The organism is Streptomyces sporangiiformans (genome assembly GCF_005768555.2).
Taxonomy (GTDB): Bacteria; Actinomycetota; Actinomycetes; order Streptomycetales; family Streptomycetaceae; genus Streptomyces; species Streptomyces sporangiiformans.
The window spans coordinates 1-18,946 of record NZ_VCHX02000116.1 but is presented as its reverse complement, the minus strand read 5'-3'; the positions used below and the strand labels follow the sequence as shown (position 1 = coordinate 18,946).

Annotated in this window: 16 protein-coding genes and 1 pseudogene; 12 read left to right on the top strand and 5 right to left on the bottom strand. The window is 69.9% G+C overall.

The annotated features are described in order from the left end of the window. Window positions 1–71: 71 nt before the first annotated feature. The 9 genes and pseudogenes from FGD71_RS50150 to FGD71_RS14385 form a co-directional block, all read left to right on the top strand. Window positions 72–2,102, top strand: a pseudogene (locus FGD71_RS50150) (DUF4132 domain-containing protein); the annotation flags it as partial. Window position 2,103: 1 nt separating this feature from the next. After that, window positions 2,104–2,619: DUF7737 domain-containing protein (locus FGD71_RS47380; protein WP_483409876.1), on the top strand; the 516-nt coding region annotated here is incomplete at its 5' end. Beyond that, entirely contained in the window at window positions 2,616–4,955 is a 2,340-nt protein-coding gene (locus FGD71_RS14415; RefSeq protein WP_119100837.1) for a DUF4132 domain-containing protein, read from the top strand. The genes FGD71_RS47380 and FGD71_RS14415, both read left to right, overlap by 4 nt. Next, on the top strand, window positions 4,955–5,347 hold the full coding sequence (locus FGD71_RS14410; RefSeq protein WP_119100836.1) for a hypothetical protein: 393 nt from the start codon (window positions 4,955–4,957) through the stop codon (window positions 5,345–5,347). The genes FGD71_RS14415 and FGD71_RS14410 overlap by 1 nt, the downstream gene beginning before the upstream one ends. Window positions 5,348–5,751: 404 nt before the next feature. Beyond that, window positions 5,752–6,711 carry a 5-dehydro-4-deoxyglucarate dehydratase gene (locus FGD71_RS14405; RefSeq protein ID WP_181359201.1) on the top strand — a complete coding sequence of 320 codons (960 nt, stop codon included), beginning with the start codon at window positions 5,752–5,754 and terminating at the stop codon, window positions 6,709–6,711. Between the two features lie 146 nt (window positions 6,712–6,857). Further along, a complete protein-coding gene (locus tag FGD71_RS14400; RefSeq protein ID WP_119100835.1) occupies window positions 6,858–8,195 on the top strand; it encodes a gluconate:H+ symporter in 1,338 nt (445 codons plus the stop codon). A gap of 152 nt (window positions 8,196–8,347) precedes the next feature. Next, window positions 8,348–9,676 (top strand): enolase C-terminal domain-like protein, encoded by a 1,329-nt coding sequence (locus FGD71_RS14395; RefSeq protein ID WP_119100859.1) that lies wholly within the window; start codon window positions 8,348–8,350, stop codon window positions 9,674–9,676. A gap of 449 nt (window positions 9,677–10,125) precedes the next feature. After that, entirely contained in the window at window positions 10,126–10,788 is a 663-nt protein-coding gene (locus FGD71_RS14390; protein ID WP_119100834.1) for a pyridoxamine 5'-phosphate oxidase family protein, read from the top strand. A 103-nt stretch (window positions 10,789–10,891) separates the two neighbouring features. Then, the gene (locus FGD71_RS14385) at window positions 10,892–11,122 is read left to right on the top strand and encodes a hypothetical protein (protein ID WP_140935888.1); all 231 of its coding nucleotides are present in this window, start codon (window positions 10,892–10,894) and stop codon (window positions 11,120–11,122) included. Between the two features lie 50 nt (window positions 11,123–11,172). Here the strand turns inward: FGD71_RS14385 and FGD71_RS14380 are convergent, their stop codons facing one another. Together FGD71_RS14380 and FGD71_RS14375 are read right to left on the bottom strand one after the other, a co-directional pair. Continuing rightward, the gene (locus FGD71_RS14380) at window positions 11,173–11,673 is read right to left on the bottom strand and encodes a GNAT family N-acetyltransferase (protein WP_119100832.1); all 501 of its coding nucleotides are present in this window, start codon (window positions 11,671–11,673) and stop codon (window positions 11,173–11,175) included. 24 nt (window positions 11,674–11,697) lie between these two features. Then, window positions 11,698–12,663: an SDR family NAD(P)-dependent oxidoreductase gene (locus tag FGD71_RS14375; protein ID WP_119100831.1), complete on the bottom strand. Its 966-nt coding sequence runs from the start codon at window positions 12,661–12,663 to the stop codon at window positions 11,698–11,700. A 153-nt stretch (window positions 12,664–12,816) separates the two neighbouring features. Here FGD71_RS14375 and FGD71_RS14370 point away from each other — a divergent pair, with 153 nt between their 5' ends. Further along, window positions 12,817–13,680 (top strand): helix-turn-helix transcriptional regulator, encoded by an 864-nt coding sequence (locus FGD71_RS14370; protein WP_119100830.1) that lies wholly within the window; start codon window positions 12,817–12,819, stop codon window positions 13,678–13,680. Between the two features lie 21 nt (window positions 13,681–13,701). On the opposite strand, the gene FGD71_RS14365 is transcribed toward FGD71_RS14370, so the two are convergent. Together FGD71_RS14365 and FGD71_RS14360 are read right to left on the bottom strand one after the other, a co-directional pair. Further along, a complete protein-coding gene (locus FGD71_RS14365; RefSeq protein ID WP_119100829.1) occupies window positions 13,702–13,905 on the bottom strand; it encodes an acyl-CoA carboxylase subunit epsilon in 204 nt (67 codons plus the stop codon). A 22-nt stretch (window positions 13,906–13,927) separates the two neighbouring features. Then, entirely contained in the window at window positions 13,928–15,328 is a 1,401-nt protein-coding gene (locus tag FGD71_RS14360) for an acyl-CoA carboxylase subunit beta (protein WP_119100828.1), read from the bottom strand. A gap of 479 nt (window positions 15,329–15,807) precedes the next feature. On the opposite strand from FGD71_RS14360, the gene FGD71_RS14355 reads away from it, so the two are divergent. Further along, on the top strand, window positions 15,808–17,088 hold the full coding sequence (locus FGD71_RS14355) for an MFS transporter (RefSeq protein ID WP_240436588.1): 1,281 nt from the start codon (window positions 15,808–15,810) through the stop codon (window positions 17,086–17,088). A gap of 114 nt (window positions 17,089–17,202) precedes the next feature. Here the strand turns inward: FGD71_RS14355 and FGD71_RS14350 are convergent, their stop codons facing one another. Beyond that, window positions 17,203–17,910 carry a GntR family transcriptional regulator gene (locus tag FGD71_RS14350; RefSeq protein ID WP_119100857.1) on the bottom strand — a complete coding sequence of 236 codons (708 nt, stop codon included), beginning with the start codon at window positions 17,908–17,910 and terminating at the stop codon, window positions 17,203–17,205. Between the two features lie 164 nt (window positions 17,911–18,074). On the opposite strand from FGD71_RS14350, the gene FGD71_RS14345 reads away from it, so the two are divergent. After that, complete coding sequence (locus tag FGD71_RS14345; RefSeq protein WP_119100827.1) at window positions 18,075–18,869, top strand: putative hydro-lyase; 795 nt, start codon at window positions 18,075–18,077, stop codon at window positions 18,867–18,869. The last annotated feature ends 77 nt before the right edge of the window (window positions 18,870–18,946 follow it).

Below are 18,946 nucleotides of genomic sequence, written 5' to 3'. Positions count from 1 at the left end.
AGACCACATGAACAGGTACGACGATCCTTTGGGTTGATCGTGTTGTCAGTGCCCTCTGCCATCATCCCGCCATGCTGTACGACGCCTTGGTGGCCGAATCCCGTAGGAACGACTCGCTCGACGACGTGAGGTCCGCCGCGCTCGGCCGCGTCCGCTGGCTCGTCGACCTCCTGGAACGTCAGCGCACCGAGTTCCGGCAGTCCATGGGGCACGATTACCGGCGTTCCAGGGCGGCGGACGCGGCGACCCAGGCCGAGATCGACGGGCGGCTCGCGGCCTGCGCGGACGAGGAGGGCAGGGCCGCGGTCCTGTGCCTCATGCTGGCCGCCTGCTGCGACGACGCGAGCTTTTGGCAGTACGACGCCGAGATCGGTCCCCTGATCTCGCGGGTGCGCGGCTGGACGCCCGACGAGGTCGCGGTGATGCTGCTCCGCGCCACCGAGTACGACATGGTTTTTTGGTTCGCCGATTCGCTGGGGCTCGTGCTGAACGCCGCCGTGCAGCTCGACGCCGATGGCCGCCGTGCGGTCATGCCCTGGCTGCGGCACGCACACACGGAGCTCATGGACACCACTGTCGAGGCGCGCCTGCGCGCGTCGCTCGCCCAGCGCCTCCGCGCGCTGCTCGCGAGCGTGGACGAGGCGCACATCCCCGAGGGACTGATCCCCGCCGACGCTCCCTGGGCCTCCCCGCTGAGCGACCGTGCGAAGACTTCACCAACGCCAGAACTGGCGCGATTCGTACGGCACTTGGCGAGCCTGTCGGGGCCGCGTCCCGCGCAGAGGTGGCGGCGGACGTGCCTCGAACTCGCGGACGCGGCGTCGGCGCGGGACCTCGTGGCCGACGTCCTGCGGGCGCTGGCCGAGGACGATCCGCTGTGCAGCAGGGGAAGCGGTGCGCACACCGGCTGGCTCCACGGCGACTACCACTACCACTACGTCGTCCACCAGAACGACGGGGACCTGGCGCGCGGCATCGTATGGGCGGCCGCGCTGACCGGCGGCGCGGCCGTGGTGCAGCACCTCGGCGCGCTCGCTCTGCGGACCGGCGGCCTCGCAGCCGGCGTGACCGCGGACCTCAAGCTCGCGGGCGCGGCGATCAACGCGCTGGCCGAGACAGGCGATCCGGCCTCTCTGGAGGCCCTGTGGCGGTTGCAGTCCCGGATCAAGCACCGGGCTCTGCGCAAGCAGCTCGGCACCGCGCTGGTGACGGCAGCCGGGAAGCAGGGGATCACGGCGGAGCAGCTCATCGAGCGCAGCGTGCCGGACCACGGCCTGGCGCCGGACGGCTCGCTGGAACGGGAGTTGGGCGGACACCGGGTACGGGTGGCGGTCGAGGACGCGGCGACCGTGCGGCTCACCTTCACGCGCCCCGACGGGGGGACGTCCCGCACGGCTCCGGCGGCAGTGAAGGACGGCTTCCCGGACGAGCTAAAGGAGTTGAAGGCCCTGGCCAAGGAGGTGCGGGGGACGCTGTCGGGTGAGCGGGCCCGCGTAGAGGCGCTGATGTCGGCCGGGCGCGAATGGCCGTACGACGAGTGGTGCCGCTACTACCGCGACCATCCGGTCACCGGGGTTCTCGTCCGCGGTCTGATCTGGGAGTTCCAGGACGTCGAGGATGCCGACGGGGAGTGGCGTGCGGTGGCACCGATGGCCGAGCCGCCCGGCCGGCCTGAGCGCGTCCGGTTGTGGCATCCGATCCGGGCGTCGACGGACGACATCAGGGCGTGGCGGGAGCGGCTCGTCGCCGAGCGGCTGCGGCAGCCGTTCAAACAGGCCTTCCGGGAGCTCTACCTGCTCACTCCGGCGGAGGAGGAGACCGGCGTCTACTCCAACCGGTTCGCCGCCCACATCGTCCACTACCTGCAGCTCTACGCGCTGTTCAAGGAACGCGGCTGGCAGGCCAACTTCCTCGGCCGGCACGACGGCGGCTACGGCGGGAAGGCGCGGGCCGAGTTCGGCGACGGCGAGTGGCGGGCCTGCTTCCACCACGAGCCGGCCGCGGACGACGACGGCGGCTACGCGCCCGAGCACGCCGCGACGGACCAGGTCCGCTTCGAGCGGCGGGACGGCCGGCGCTGGCGGGAGGTTCCGCTGGCGGAGNCGGGACGGCCGGCGCTGGCGGGAGGTTCCGCTGGCGGAGGTGCCCCCGCTGGTGTTCAGCGAGGCGATGCGCGACGTGGATCTCTTCGTCGGCGTGACCTCGATCGCCGCCGATCCCGACTGGACCGACCGGGGCGAGGACCGCTATGCCGCTTACTGGCGGACGGCCACGTTCGGTGCGCTGACGGCGAGCGCCGAGGTCCGCCGTGAGGCGCTGGAACGGATCCTGCCGCGCCTGAAGATCGCCGGCCGGTGCTCGCTCGACGGCCGCTTCCTGGTGGTCCGCGGGGACCAGGGCACGTACAAGATCCATCTGGGCTCGGCCAACATCCTGATGGAGCCCAACGACGCCTACCTGTGCATAGTCCCGTCACGCGGCAAGGGCGACGGCAAGGTCTTCCTGCCGTTCGAGGACGAACGCCTCTCCCTGATCCTCAGCAAGGCGTTTCTGCTCGCCGCCGACACCGAGATCACCGACGAGACCATCCTCCGCCAGATCAAGAGGGGTGCCCGATGAGCCTCGCCGCCCGGCTGATGCGCGCACTGACCGACCCGGACTTCGCCCTCGAGGACGGGCACCTGGATCTGTCGCAGGTCTCCGAAGAGGAGCTCGGCAGCCTGCTCGTGGCGGCCTACCGGGTGGACGCCTCGGCAACGCACGCGATGACGATGGCCCGCTTCGCGGTCGAGGACGCGGCCGGGGAACGGCAGCCGCGTTATACGCCCGACGCATGCCGCCGGATGTTCGAGGCGCTCGTCGAGAAGTGCGAGAAGCGCGGCTGGGCGGACCTCACCCTGGGCCTGGGCGCGCTGGAGCGCTGCACGGGGCCGCTGCCCGACGTGTCCGAACCGGCCCGCACCCTGGTCGGGTTCTGGCTGGAGAAGGACACCGTGCGTCAGCCGTACGCGCTGCTGGCGGTCGCGGGGCTCGCCGGCGACGGGACACTGCGCGCGGCCGTCGAGCGCCTCTCCCGTGACGTGGGCCCCATCGTCGCGGACGAGATCGCCGTCATCGCCGGCCTCGCCCCGGCCGAACAGGCGCTGCTGTCCGAGATCGCCCGGGACCACAGGTTCGACTCGCCGCTCGCGCACGCGTGGCGCAGATCGGCCGACAACCCCGCTTACGTGGCGTTCGCCCGCCGCGCGCTGGAAGCGGCGGCCGACCGCACCGACGCGATCCGAGTGGGCGAGATCCCCTACCGGGCGGACAAGGCGTTCACGGACCGGGAGATCACCTCGCTGGGACAGGCCCTGCGGGTGGCGCTGCTGCGCGACGAGCCCTGGCTGCCGGAGCTGTTCGAGCGGCTGCTGCCAGGCGTCGCGCTCGCCCCGACGGCGGCGAAGTCGCTTCCGTCGCAGGCCCTGCTGTACGAAGTGGTCCGCGCCGCGCAGGACTTCCCGACGCCCGAGCTGGTGACCGCGATCCGCACCGTGCGCCGGACCGTCCGGCACGCCGGGGTGCCCAAGCAGCTCGACAAGATGCTCAAGAAGGTCGACGCGGCCCTGGCCGAGCGCACCGACGTGGCGCTACGGCTGCCGAGGCTGGAGTTCGACACTGCGTCCGTCAGCGGCTCCGCCGCGGGCGGCGTCCTGCGCCGGACGGCCGGCGACTACCAGGCCGTCGTCATGGTCACCGAGACCGCCACACTGACCTGGGAGAAGGAGGGCCGCCCGCTGCGCAGCGTCCCGGCGCCGGTCCGCCGCGACCACGCCGCCCTGGTCAAGGAGCTGCGCGACCTGGTGAAGCGAGTGAACGCCCAACTCGTCACCCTCCTGCGCGCGTTGGAGGGAGGCTTCGCCGTCGAGGCCGTCCACTCGTACGGCTGGTGGCGCACCGAGCTGGCCGGGCACCCCCTCGCCCGGACCCTCGTACGCCGGCTGATCTGGGAGATCGAAGTCGCCCCCGGCGAGTGGCGGGCCGTACTGCCCGAGGCGGAGGAGCACCTTCCCGACGCGCCCGACGACGCCTCCGTACGGCTCTGGCACCCGCTGCGCTCCGATCCCCACGCCGTGCGCGCCTGGCGGGGCCTGCTCACCGAGCGGTGCATACGGCAGCCCTTCAAGCAGGCGTTCCGCGAGATCTATCTCCTCACCCCGGCCGAGGAGCGGACCCGGGTCTACTCCAACCGCTTCGCCGCGCACATCGTCCACTACCGCAAGATGTTCGCCCTGTTCCGGGCCCGGGGCTGGAAGAGCGACCTGCTCGGCCCCTGGGACGACGGGGACGGCGACGAGGCCGAGCGCACGCTGGCGGCGGGGGAGTGGCGGGTCCGCTTCTTCCACACCTGGGCCGACTGGGCGGGCGACGACGAACTGGCCTCGACCGACCAGGTCCGCTTCGACCGCCGGGTGGAGGGCGTCTGGCGCGAGGCACCTCTCGCCGACGTGCCCCCGCTGGTGTTCAGCGAGGCGATGCGCGACGTGGATCTCTTCGTCGGCGTGACCTCGATCGCCGCCGATCCCGACTGGACCGACGGCGGCCGCGAGCGCACCTACTGGGAGCGGGCCGGGTTCGCCGAGCTGACCGAGAGCGCCGAGGCGCGCCGCGACGTGCTGGAGCGGGTCCTGCCACGCCTGAAGATCGCCGGCCGGTGCACGGTCGACGGCCGCTTCCTGATCGTCCGCGGCGATCTGCGCACGTACAAGATCCACCTGGGCTCGGCCAACATCCTGATGGAACCGGACGACAGCTACCTGTGCATCGTCCCGGCGCGGCGCTCGGGGGACGGCAAGGTGTTCCTTCCGTTCGAGGACGACAGGCTCTCCCTGATCCTCAGCAAGGCGTTTCTGCTGGCCGCCGACACCGAGATCACCGACGAGTCCATCCTCACGCAGATCAAGCGAGGTGCCTGATGGCCACCGTGACGTTCCGGGACGAGACCGCGACGGGCAAGCCGCTCACCGAGTGGGAGGTCGCCGGGCTGCCGGAACGGATGACCGTGCGGGAGCTGATCAGGCTCCGCGTCCGCGAGGAGGTCGCCCGGCACAGCGCCCGCCCGAGCGATTGCTTCAACGGACTCGTCCGCCCCGACGACGCCGAGGCCGAGCTGAACGGCTACCGTCTCCGCGGGCCCCGCCACATCGACTGGGAGCGCCAGGCCGAGATCGCCGAGCGCGCCTTCCTGTCCAACGGGTTCTTCGTGCTGGCCGCCGATCGCCAGGTCGAGGAACTCGACGAAGTCGTGGATCTCACGGTCGATCCCGACCTGGTCTTCATCAAGCTCGTCGCCCTCGTCGGCGGTTGAGAGACCGGGTTCGTCCTGGGTTCCTGCGTGTGGCGGCTCGATGGTCTGCTCAGTACGGTCCCGACCGACAGCGGCAGTCCGTTCCTCTCTGTGACTCAGACGGCAGTGGGCCTCAGTGGCCGAGCAGGGCAGGGCGGTTGGCGAAGTCGTGCCCGCTGACCAGGAGTTCTTGGGAGCCCAGCTCCTCGGCGAGTTCGTCCAGGCGCTACGGCCGTTCGCCCTGGGCGGCGAGCAGTTCCAGTAGCGCGGCCTTCCGGGCCGCCGGCTTCACTCCGGGCGCTCCTCTGCTCTCCAGCACTGGACCGTCGTAAATCCGCGTCGTCGAACCCATTGACCCCTTCTCGTTCAACAACCTAGCCTCCATCCTCATACATAGACGTCATCTGCATATGAGGACAGGGTTCATGGCACGGATCAGCGCGGAGTCCGAAGTCGTCGCGCAACGGATGCGGGACGGTATGGCGGGCGGAGTGCTGTCCTTCCCGCTCACGAGCTTCCGGGACGACGGCAGCTTCGACCTGGAGTCGTACCGGGCGTACGTGGCCGCCCAGTTGGCCACAGCACCGGGCGCGGTGTTCCCCGCCTGCGGCACGGGGGAGTTCTTCTCGCTGGACGAGGACGAGTACCGCGCGGTCGTCGCGGCCACGGTCGAGGTCGCCGACGGACGCCTGCCCGTGGTCGCCGGCATCGGCTACGGCTGGGCGCAGGCGCTCCGGTTCGCCCGGATCGCGGAAGAGGCGGGCGCGGACGCCGCGTTGGTCCTGCCGCACTACCTGGTCCAGGCGCCGCAGGACGGTCTGGTCGAGCAGGTGCGCCGGATCGCCGCCGGCACCCGGTTGCCGCTCGTCGCGTACCAGCGCGGCCAGGTCGCCTTCACCCCGGACGGCCTGCGCCGGATCGCGGACATCCCCAGCGTCATCGGCCTCAAGGACGGGCACAGCGACCTCGACCGGCTGCAGCGCCTCACGCTCGCGGCGCCCGACGGTTTCCTCTTCTTCAACGGAGCCGCCACCGCCGAGATCCAGGCCCGCGCCTACGCCACGGTGGGTGTGCCCGCCTACTCGTCGGCCGTCCATGCCTTCGCGCCCGAAATCGCGAACGCCTTCTTCACCGCTCTGCGGGACGGGGACGACGCGAGTGTGCACAAGCTCCTGCGGGACTTCTATGTGCCCCTGGTCGAGCTGCGCGACCGGGTCCCGGGCTACGCGGTCTCGCTGGTCAAGGCCGCCGCCCGGCTGCGCGGCCTCCCGGTGGGCCCGGTACGCGCCCCGCTCACGGATCCCGGCCCGGACGACCTCGCCGATCTGACGAAGGTCCTCGACGACGGCCTGAGCCTCGTGGGCGCCGTACGACGGCCCGTCTGACGAGCCTGCTGACCTCTTCCTCCCACGTTCTCATCCGCCGCCCGTAACCAATTGCCTCTGCGTCACTGCCCCGACGCTCCTCCATGCCGCCCGACGGTCCGGCGGAGCCTCCGGCTGCTTGATCCACAGTTCAAAGGGGAACTGCCATGCCACTCCTCGTAGTCGGGATCAGCGTTCTGATTCTGCTTCTCCTCATGACCAAGCTGAGACTGAACGGTTTCGCCGCCCTCCTGCTCGTGGCGGTCGGCGTCGGGCTGGTCCAGGGGATCCCGGTGGCGACCATCCCGGACGTCCTTTCGGCCGGCATCGGCGACCAGATCGGCGACACGATGCTCACCATCGGGCTCGGTGCCATGGTCGGCCGTGTCATGGGGGACTCGGGCGCCGCGCAGCGCATCGCCGGCAAGATTCTCGACGCCTTCGGCCCGCGGTGGGTTCAAGTGGCCATGGTGGTCACGTCCATGCTCATCGGCGTGACCATGTTCTACGAGGTCGCCTTCATCATCATCGTGCCCATCGCGTTCACCCTCGTCAGAGTGACCGGCGCGAAACTGCTGTGGGTCGGGCTGCCGATGTCGATCACCTTGTCCACCATGCACAGCTTCCTGCCGCCGCACCCCGGTCCCACCGCCGTGGCCGCGACCTTCCACGCCTCCGTCGGCCAGACGCTGTTCTACGGCCTCTTCATCGCCGTACCGGCCGGTGCGCTCATCGCGCTCGCGTGGCCGCGCCTTCCGTTCATCAGGCGGATGAACCCTGCCGTCCCCAAGGGCCTGGTCACTGAGCGCGAGTTCGCCGACGAGGAGATGCCGGGGCTGGGCTGGTCGCTGTTGGTGGCCCTCTTCCCCGTGGTGCTGATCGCCGGGGCCGCGGTGACCGACATGGCCACCTCCGGCGAGAGCCCGTTCCTGCACTTCGTCGCCTTCATCGGCTCGGCACCGATAGCTCTCATGCTGACCCTGCTCCTGGCGATCTGGGCGTTCGGGCCGCGAATCGGCCGCAGCATGGCAGACGTCAGCGCCTCCTGCGCCTCGGCGGCCCAGGCGATGGCGATGATCCTCCTGGTGATCGGCGCCGGCGGCGCCTTCAAGAACGTCCTCGTCGAAGGCGGGATCTCCGACTACATCAAGGACGCCACGGACGGCTGGTCCATCTCGCCGATCATTCTCGCGTGGCTCATCGCGGTCATCCTCCGCGTGGCCCTCGGCTCGGCCACGGTCGCTGTCGTCACGGCCTCCGGTGTGGTGCTGCCGCTCCTCGCGGGCAGCGGGATCCACCCCGAGATCATGGTGCTCGCCGTCTCCTGCGGCTCGATTGCCTTCTCCCACGTGAACGACCCCGGATTCTGGCTGTTCAAGGAGTACTTCAACCTCTCGGTCATCGAGGCGATCAAGGTCCGCACCACCTATACGACGGTCCTCGCGATCCTCGGACTGGGCGGCGTCCTGGTGCTCGAGTGGGCCCTCGACGTCCTCAGCTTGTGAGCCCCGGCAGCTTGTGAGCCCCGGCAGCCTGTGAGCCGCGGCAGGTTGTGAGCCGCGGCAGGTTGTGAGCCCCGACAACCTGTCAGCCCCGCCCGTCTGTGAGCCCCGGCCCCCGATCACCTTCCTACGCAAGGATGTTGACGAGCATGAGTATCAGTCAGCCCACCGTCACCGAGTTCGCCGTCTACCCGGTCGCAGGCCGCGACTGCATGGAGCTGAACCTCTCCGGCGCCCACGGACCCTTCTTCACCCGCAACATCGTCGTCCTCAAGGACTCCGAGGGCCGTACGGGACTGGGGGAGGTACCCGGCGGCGAGAAGATCACCCAGACACTGCGCGATGCCGAATCCCTCGTCGTCGGTGCGAAGGTGGGCGACTACAAGCGCGTCCTGCGGGAGATCGGTGACCGGTTCGCCGATCGCGACTCGGGCGGACGCGGCGTCCAGACCTTCGACCTGCGCACCACCGTGCACGCCGTCACGGCCGTCGAGTCGGCGCTGCTCGATCTCCTGGGCCAGCACCTCGACGTGCCGGTCGCGGCCCTCCTCGGCGACGGCCAACAGCGCGACTCCGTACGGGTTCTGGGTTACCTCTTCTACGTCGGCGACCCCGATCGCACCGACCTGGAGTACGTCCGCGAGCCCGACTCGGACGTCGACTGGTACCGCATCCGGCACGAGGAGGCCCTCACGCCCGAGACGATCGTCCGGCAGGCCGAGGCCGCCTACGACCTGTACGGCTTTCGCGACTTCAAGCTCAAGGGCGGTGTCCTGGAGGGCGCCGAGGAGGTCAGGGCCGTACGGGCGCTGAAGGACCGCTTCCCCGAGGCCCGGATCACTCTCGACCCGAACGGCGCGTGGTCGCTGCGCGAGGCGATCGAGCTCTGCAAGCCCCTGGTCGGCACGCTCGCCTACGCCGAGGACCCGTGCGGAGCGGAGGGCGGCTACTCCGGCCGCGAGATCCTCGCCGAGTTCCGCCGCGCCACCGGCCTCTCCACGGCGACCAACATGATCGCCACCGACTGGCGGCAGATGACCCACGCCCTGGCCCTGCAGTCGGTCTCCATCCCGCTGGCCGACCCGCACTTCTGGACCATGCAGGGCTCGGTACGCGTGGCCCAGTTGTGCAACGCGATGGGCCTGACGTGGGGTTGCCACTCGAACAACCACTTCGACGTCTCCCTCGCCATGGTGACCCACTGCGGAGCCGCGGCCCCAGGTGAGTACAACGCCCTGGACACACACTGGATCTGGCAGGAAGGGCTGGAGCGGCTGACGACCGCACCGCCGCGCATCGTCGACGGCGAGATAGCCGTCCCGGACGCCCCCGGCCTGGGAATCCACATCGACATGGACCGGCTCCTCGCGGCCCATGACCTCTACCAGGAGAAGGCACTGGGGGCGCGTGACGACGCCATAGGAATGCGGTACCTCGTCCCCGACTGGGAGTTCGACGGCAAACGCCCTTGCCTTGTGCGCTGAGTGTCCTGGGCGGGCCGTCAACATGCGGCACGCTCGCCTACGCCGAGAACCCTCCGCCTCATCCCCGGCGCGACCCACATCGAGGCCCTGACGTCCTGCACCGGGGTCTTTCCCGAGCAGCGGTACCGCAAGTGGACGGAGCTTCCCGCTGCTGGGCAGGAGCCTGAAGTAATGGCGCCGACTACTATGGCGGCGCCAGATGACGAACCGGTCCCAGGTAGCGGATCCCAGAGCGCCGCAGGCAAGCCGAGGCGCGCCGGGAAGCCGCGTTCAAGTTCGTCGCGTCCGTCGCGTCCGTCGCGTCGCGTTCGGCGACGCCGAGGAGGCGATTCCCCACAGTGGACGATGGTGTCGGCGGAACAGGCCGCGCGCAGACCTGAGTCCGTGCCGCATCGTTCGACGAGCTGGTGTCCCTGCGGAGTTACTGAAACACCCCTTCAGGAGAATCGGTGAACCACGATGAGCGGGCAGATCGGCCCGGAAGCCACGGCGAGCACCAGGTCCAGCGGGAGCTGGACACCGTCGCCCGAGCCGACCGGTTCTACGACGAGCAGGTACTCGACCGACTCAACCCACGGATGAAGACGTTCGTGGCCCGCCAGGAGATGTTCTTCCTCGCCACGGCGGACAGAAACGGCGAGTGCGACAGCACCTTCCGGGCCGGTCCGCACGGCTTTCTCCAGGTACTGGACGACATGACTTTGGCGTACCCGGAGTATCGCGGCAATGGTGTCATGGCCTCGCTCGGCAACATCCGGGAGAACCCGCACGTCGGCATCCTGATGATTGACTTCGCCCGCGACCGAATTGGCTTGCATGTCAACGGTCGAGCACAGTTGGTCACTGATGAGTGGATGCGTCAGAAGTATCCGGATCTGCCAGTCGATCCAGTACCCGGCCGCCGCCCGCAGATGTGGGTGGAGGTCGCGGTCGAGGAGGCGTACATCCACTGCTCGAAGCACATACCGCGGCTGGTCAGGGCGCCCCTGCGGCACAACGACGACGAGCCCGGCCGCGCGGCCGGCGACGACGATCAGGCCTGGGGCACCGATGACGTCAAGCGCAAGGGCGGCGACTACTTCGGAGCCGCGGCCGAGGCCCGGTCGGGCTGACTTCGCGCGGGAACGCCCGGGAAGCCGCAGGCATTTGGGGTCGGCTGCGTCATGCGGTGGGCGAATGCTCCACTCCCGAACCCGGACGACCTGACCAGAGGCCGTGACGGCAGCAGCTTTCGATGACCGGGGCTGGTCCAACACCCGCGTATGGGTGGAGCGGAGCCTCCGTCCCGGGGACGGCTCCGCGACCTGTGTCTTCGTCATGCCCTCGACCGTCGACGGCAGGGCCGCGCACACCGCCGACCCGCTCGCCAACGACCAGGACCGGCACCTGGTCCTATGGCTGCGGGCACAGGAACGAGCCGAACAGAGCCGGGCCATCCGTGCATGAGGACCCCGGGCAGCGCGTCCGGCGTAACTCGTCGTCACCGATCCGGCGCATCAGGGAGCGATCTTCTTGTAGAAGCACACCCGGTCCTGGCCGGGGCCGTCGTAGTCGGCGTGCACAGGCAGCCCGTCGACCTCGCGGTCTCCGCCCTCCATGTCGAAGCCCATGGCGCGGTGGAAGGCGATGGATCCCGCGTTCGTCGGCGAGGTGATCGCCCGCACCTCCGTGCGCCCTGCTGCGGCGGCACGCTGGAAGAACGCCGTGTAGAGACCGCGGGCCGTGCCCTGTCCGCGCAGTTCGGGGTCGACTCCCACGAAGTGGATGTACGCCTCGGTGTCGTTGTCGACGGCGTAGAAGCCGACGAGGAACGCCCTGACGTCTGTGCCGTCCTCCAGGACCAGGCTGGTGGCCGAGAAGAACTGCAAGAACAACTTGGGCAGCAGCAAGGACAGTTCACGGGCCTGCTCGGGGGAGCGTGAGTCCCCCCACCACCGCTGCACACACGTGACGAGAGTGCCGTGGTCGGAAACGCGGGCCTGGCGCAGTGTGGGCATTCCGTTCCCTTTCGGTTCGGTTCTTCAGCCTATTGGCGGGCGGCCTGAATCCGGAGAACGTCGCCGACGGGCTGCATACACGGCGGTGAACCGTTCGGCGGCGTCCCAGAGTTCGCGTTCGCGCCGCGGGTCGTACGACTCCTCTGACGAGCGGGCGGCACGGTCGCGGTCGACATAGGAGCCGGTCGGTGCCTCGGTCGTGCCGAGGACGACGTCGGCGAGGTGCTGCCCCGCGGCGCTGCGGCTGGTCGCGAGCGGCGTGAGGGTCATCACCGGCAGGATGCGGCGCATGGCGAACCGGGAGAAGCGGTCCGCGTTCCGGGCGAGGCCGGTGCCGGGGACGAATCCCGGGTTGTGGGCGACGGCGTCGATTCCGGCCGGCAGGCGGCGCGCGTACTCGTGCACGAGGTGGATGGCGGCCAGCTTGCTCGTCGAGTACGCGGTGCGCCCGGCGGCCGTGGTGTCCGGCCGGGGGAAGGCGCCGGTGCGGGCGAGGACCTCCGGGGACCGCCACAGGGGGCCGGGCACCATGCCCAGGTTGTGCCTGAAGTCACCGAAGTGGGTGTCGCTGACGGTGATGACGATCCGGGCGGGCGGGGCGAAACGGTCTTCGAGCAGACGGACGAACAGATGGTTGGCGAGCACGTTGACGGCGAAGGTGCACTCGAATCCGTCGGGTCCCTCGGTGAGCGCGTTCGTGTACTGCGTGCCCGCGTTGCCCACGAAGCCGCGCAGCGGCGGCAGTTCACCGCCGTCGAGCCGGTCCAGGATCTCCGTGGCGGCCGACCGGACGCTGCCCAGCGAGCCGAGGTCCGCCGCGACGTACGAGACCGCGTGCCCACCCGCGCCGAGCTCTGCGGACAGACGTGCGCCGCAGGACCCGCGGGCGACGACGAGGAGATGCGTGTGGGGCGAGCGGCGCAGGACGCGCTCCGCGGCGGCACGGCCGATTCCACGGCTCGCGCCGGTCATGACGACGGTGGACTGCATGGAGGGCTCCTTCACTGGTCGGCCGGCCGGCGGGCGTCCGGCTCGGCGCATCGACACGTTCGCCGCTCGCGCCACCGCCAACCAGTGCCGTGCGCGTCACTAGGACCGGCAGTACCCAGGCTCTTTTGACGCCGGGCGGAGAGAATGAGCCCCATGGCTTCCTCCCGCTCCGGTTTCGGTGCGCTCCTGCACGCCTGGCGCGACCGCCTGTCTCCGGCAGACGCCGGCTTCACCGTGACGGCCGGCCGTCGTGCCCCGGGACTGCGCCGCGAGGAGCTCGCGCAACTGGCCGGGCTCTCGGTCGACTACGTCCTGCGCCTGGAGCAGGGGCGTGCGAAGAACCCCTCGGCCCAGGTTGTGGGTGCCCTCGCCCGGGCCCTTCAGCTCTCTCGCGCCGAGCGTGACCAGTTGTACCGAAGCGCCGGGCTGCTGCCGCCGCAGGACGGGACGATCAGCTTCCATGTGCCGCCGGGCATCCAACGGCTCGCCGCCCGCCTCGGAGACGTCCCGATCGGGGTATTCGCCGCCGACTGGACCCTCGTGTGGTGGAACACCACGTGGAGCGCGCTCCACGGCGACCCGACCACGGTCCCGGCCGCCGAACGCAACCTCGCGCGCGCCCTTTTCGGCACCGGCATCGATCGTGCCGCGCTGCGCCCCTTCCGGTCCGAGCACGGCGAGGACGCCTTCGTGGCGGCGATCGTCGCCGACCTCAAGGACGCGGTGTCCCGCTATCCCGCGGATACCGGGCTCGATCGTCTCGTGCGGCATCTGCGAGAAGCCTCCGACGTCTTCGCCCATCACTGGGCCACGAGCACGGCGGCGCAGCACACGACCGACCGGAAGACGATCCGGCACCCGGACATCGGCGACATCGTGCTCGACTGCGATGTCCTCATCGTTCCGGGCGCGGACCTGCGTATGGTCGCCTACACGGCGGCGGCCGGAAGCAGCGACGCGGAGAAGCTCGAGTTTCTCCGCGTCACGGGTGACCGCACGGCCACCGCGCGCCCCTGACCGGCCGTGAAGGCCCTCGGCTCACCAACGAGGGGACGACCGGGTGATCGCGGGGAGCGGCTGCCGCATGGCGGTCGCGGGGTCGGCCCAGGCGGACACCGGGCGGCGCCGCACAGGCGACCGGGAAGCGGCCGTCGCGGCATGTGATCGGGCCGTGAACACCGCGACGACGGCGGCCAGTTCCTCCGGCGTGGGCTGTCCGTACAGCACGGTGATGGCGGGCATGGTGTGGCTCCTCGGGTGGCTCCTAGAGAGGGATGTTGCCGTGCTTCTTCGGCGGCTGCGTCCCACGCTTGGAGCGCAGCGCCCGCAGGCCGCGGACGATGTGGTGCCGGGTCCGTGACGGCCTGATCACGCCGTCGACCCAGCCCCGCTCGGCCGCGTCGCGCGCGCCGGTGGTTCCGATCCGGGCCGTGGGCCAGGCGAAACTCAGATCCGCGCCGAGCTGCCTGGAGCCCATGACGTCGTACGTCCCGCCGTGTGCCTGACGAGTGATCACGGTGACGAGCGGGACCGTGGCCTCGGCGTAGGCGTAGATCAGCTGGGCGCAGTGTCTGCCGATGCCGCGGTACTCCTGGTCGATGCCGGGCAGGAAGCCGGGGACGTCCACGAAGGTGAGGACGGGGAGGTTGAAGGCGTCGCAGGTGCGGATGAAGCGGGCGGCCTTCTCGGTGGCGTCGATGTCCAGACAACCGGCGAGGTGCAGGGGCTGGTTGGCGACGATGCCGGCCGGATGGCCCTCGACGCTGCCGAAGCCGGTGATGATGTTCGGCGCGAACAGCGCCTGCGTCTCGAGGAGTTCCCCGTCGTCCAGGACGGCTTCGACGACCTCGTGCATGTCGTAGGGCTGGTGCGCGGTCTCGGGTACGACCGTGTCCAGTAGCGGTTCCCCGTCACAGGGGTCGAGGTCGGCCTCGTCCGGTGCGGCCGGGGGCTGTTCATGGTTGTTGGAGGGCAGATACGACAGCAGGGTCTTGACGTACTCGATGGCTTCCCCGGCGTCGTCCGCAAGGTGATGGGCGTTGCCCGAGACGGTGTTGTGCGTCCGGGCCCCGCCCAGTTCCTCGATGCCGGTGCCCTCGCCGGTGACGGCTTCGATGACGTCCGTGGCCGTGGTGAGCATGTGGGACGTCTGGTCGACCATCACGGTGAAGTCGCCGAGCGCGGGGGAGTGCGCCGCGCTGCCCACACACGCTCCCAGGACCAGCGAGATCTGCGGGATCACCCCGGAGGCCTGGGCCTGGCGGCGGAAGACCTCACCGTACGAGCCACCGTACGAGCCGCCGTACGAGCCGATGGCGCCCGTCGGGTCCTGGACGCGCCTGTCCCCGCAGTCATGGATGCCGATGACCGGGCAGCCGGTCTTCAGCGCGAAGTCCAGCGCGGTGACGATCTTCCGGCGGTGGGTGTCGCGCAGAGGGGTGCCGAAGCCGGGAACGCAGGTGGCGAAGGCGGCCACCGGGCGGCCGTCGACCGTGCCGTAGCCGCTGACGACGTCGGAGCCGGTCGGGCGGACCCCCGCCGGGTCGTCGCTCGGGCGCTGCCCCAGGAACTCTTCCAGTTCGACGAACGATCCCTCGTCCAGCAGCAGTTCCACCCGCCGGCCGGGGCTCGGGGCGATGTGCGGCCTGTGATGCGCCGTCGTCATCCGGTGTGCCTCTCTCTCGTATCACACCGCACCCTACATATCGTTGAACAATCCTTCAATGATGGGTCAACATCCCCACGCTCGCCGCCCTGCCGACGCGAGGACATCGCCTCAGTCGTTCCGTCCACGGAGTGCCTGCGCATCGAGGTCGGTGATCCCTCGACTGCGGCGGGCGGGGTCTGTTGCTGGTGGAGGCCCTGTCCTCGGACTGGGGCATCCTGCGTCTGTCGCACGGCTGCGTCGTCTGGGCCGTGCTGTCCGGTGACCCGCAATGCGCCGGCAACGCGATTGGTTTGTAGAAAAAACCTCCATACCTCTTGAGGGATCGTTGAACGATCCCTACGGTGTTTCCACATCAAGCGGCATGCGCCCCCACCGAGTCGTCGTGGTGGCTGGACCCACGGACCGGCCGGCAACGCCCGCGGCAACCGCTCTGAACGTCTCTTCGTGCCAGTCCTTTCTCTCCCCGTGAGGTCACTGTGACATCCACTCCCACCAGCAGCCCGCCGGCCACCGAGAGGGACGACGGGTCCGGTTCCTTCGCCTGGTACGGCACCATGACCCCGCAGGGCCGCCGCGCCTTCAAGGGGGCGTTCGGCGGATACGCCCTGGACTCCTACGACTTCCAGGTTCTGCCGCTGAGCATGGTCGCCATCGCGGCGTACTTCTCCCTCACCACGGCGCAGACCGGGCTGATGACCACGGTCACCCTGCTGGTGTCGGCGCTCGGCGGCGTCCTGGCCGGTGTGCTGATCGACCGGGTCGGCCGGGTCAAGACGCTCATGATCACGGTGGCTACGTATGCCCTGTTCACCGTGCTGTGCGGCTTCGCCGTGAACTACCCGATGCTGCTGGCCTGTCGGGCCCTGCAGGGACTCGGCTTCGGCGGCGAATGGGCGGCGGGGGCGGTCCTGGTCGCCGAGTACGCCCGGACCCGCTACCGCGGCCGCGTGCTCGCCTTCATCCAGAGCTCCTGGGCGGTCGGCTGGGCGCTGGCCGTCATCGTCGCCACCTTCGTGATGGACAACGTCGACCCCGATCTGGCCTGGCGCATCATGTTCTGGACCGGGGCCCTCCCGGCGCTGCTGCTGGTGTATGTGCGGCGCAACGTCAAGGACGCCCCCGAGGTGGCCGAGCGGCTGGCCCAGAAGGAGGCACGCGTCCCGCTGTCCTCCATCTTCCAGGGCAGTCTGACCCGCAAGACGCTGTTCGCGACGCTGCTGGCCACCGGCGTACAGGGCGGCTACTACACCATCGCCACCTGGCTGCCCACCTACCTCAAGACGGAGCGCGGGCTGACCGTCGTGGGTACCGGCGGCTACCTGGCCACCCTCATCAGCGGCGCCTTCTGCGGCTACATCACCGGCGGCTTCCTCGTCGACCGCCTCGGACGCAAGAAGTCCTTCGCCCTGTTCGCCGTCCTCAGCGCCGCCCTGCTGATCACCTACATCAACATCCCGCAAGGGTCGAACAACCTGTTGCTGATCCTCGGCTTCCCCCTGGGCTTCTCCTCCTCGGCCATCTTCGCCGGCTTCGGCTCCTTCCTGGCCGAGCTCTACCCCAACGCCGTGCGCGGCACCGGCCAGAGCTTCACCTACAACGTCGGCCGCGCCATCGGGGCGTTCTTCCCGACCGCGGTGGGCTTCTCCGCCGGATCCGCCGGTGTGGGCGGCGCCCTGGTCTACGGCGCCATCGGCTACTGCATCGCCCTCGTCGCCCTGCTCGGACTGCCCGAGACACGCGGCACGGAACTCGCCTGACAACAGCCCCCGACCCACGGCCACACGCCGTCGGTCTCAGCCGTGGACGCATCCCCTCGCGGAGGTGGCCGGTCGCTCCCCGCACCGGCCACCTCGTGTATGTCGCGACAGGATCTAGGGTCGGCGCTCCGTGCCGATGCGCTCGGAGTACCGGGCGACGAGCTGCTGTTCCGCGTCGTCGAGATAGGACGTCAACAGCAGTTCCGCCTTGATGATGTTCGCGGCCTTCAGGGCGGAGAGGATCTCCCGGTTGCGCGGCAGGTACGGCTCGTGGAAGACCCGCGGATTGTCCATCGCGTGAAACACCAGACGCAGCTCGGCCAGCACGCCTTGCATGAGCTCATTCAGACGAGCGCTGCCCGCGAGGGCGACGACGGCGTGGTGGAAGTGGATGTTGGCCGTGCCGAGATCGGCCCAGGCGCCGTCCGAGGTGGCCTTCTCTCCTTCGGCCACCGCGGCCTCCGCCTGGCTCAGGTCGTACGGCGCCACGGTGAGGCTGCGCACCGCCGCGCACTCGATGAGCCGGCGCACCTGGTAGATGTCGACGACGTCCTGCACCGTCAGGGTCCGTACGAACACCCCGCGGTTGAGCTCATGGGACAGCAGCCGCTCGTGGGTGAGCAGGCGGAACGCCTCGCGCAGTGTGTTGCGGGAGACCCCGAGGGCCTGACCGATGGCGTCCTCGGAGAGCCGGGTCCCGGGGAGCAGATGTCCCTCGGAGATCCGTGTGCGCAGGATGCCGGCCACCCGGTCCGCGGTGCTGGAGCGCCCGAGAAGTGCGCGGTCACCCATGAGCACGGCCGGGTCGATCTCGGCAACCATGACGTCCATCCCTGTCACGAAGGCCGACGGAACTGCCCGCGGCCATGAGTGAGTCCCGGAAACCAAGTCTAGGACAAGGACAAGCCCACAGAGGGCTTGTCGGATTGTTCAACGATCCTCTACTGTGTGGGCACGCTCGGACCCCGGTGACGAAAGGACCGCAGATGCCGACAGCTACTCGTTCCGACGCCCCGGCCCCCGGCCAGGCGCGGGCGCTGTTCCGGGAGCGGGTGGATGTCCCCACCGCCGGCTGGTGTCCCGGGTACACCCAGGTCAACCTCATCTCGGTGCCCGCGGACTGGGCGTACGACGTGCTGCTTTTCTGTCAGCGCAACCCCAAGCCGTGCCCGGTGCTCGACGTCACCGATCGGGGGGCGTGGACGACGCCGCTGGCTCCCGGTGCCGACCTGCGCACCGACGTGCCCCGCTACCGGGTCTGGGAGAACGGCCAACTCGTCGACGAACCCCTGGACGTCATGGATCACTGGCGGGACGACCTCGTCACGTTCCTGATCGGCTGCAGCTTCACCTTCGAAAGCGCCCTGGCGGAGGCGGGTGTGCCCCTGCGCCACGTCGAACAGGGGCGCAACGTCGCCATGTACCGGACCAACCGGCCCTGCCGCCCGGCGGGTGAGCTGCACGGGCCGATGGTGGTGTCCATGCGTCAGATCCCGGCCGGTCTGGTGGAGACGGCGACCCAGGTCAGTTCCCTCATGCCCGCGGTGCACGGGGGGCCTGTCCACGTCGGAGACCCGGCCGAGCTGGGCATCGACGACCTCGCCCGTCCCGACTTCGGCGACCCGGTGCGGGCGCGGCCCGGGGACGTCCCCGTGTTCTGGGCCTGCGGCGTCACTCCGCAGGCCGCCGTCATGGCGTCGAAGCCCCCCTTCGCCCTCACCCATGCGCCCGGATACATGCTGATCACCGACGCATTGGATGAGCACTACCGCGTCGCATGACCCCCGCACGTCACCCCGCCATCTGCCACTCACCATCGCCCACCCGCACCCGCCACCCGCCACCCGCCACCCGCCAC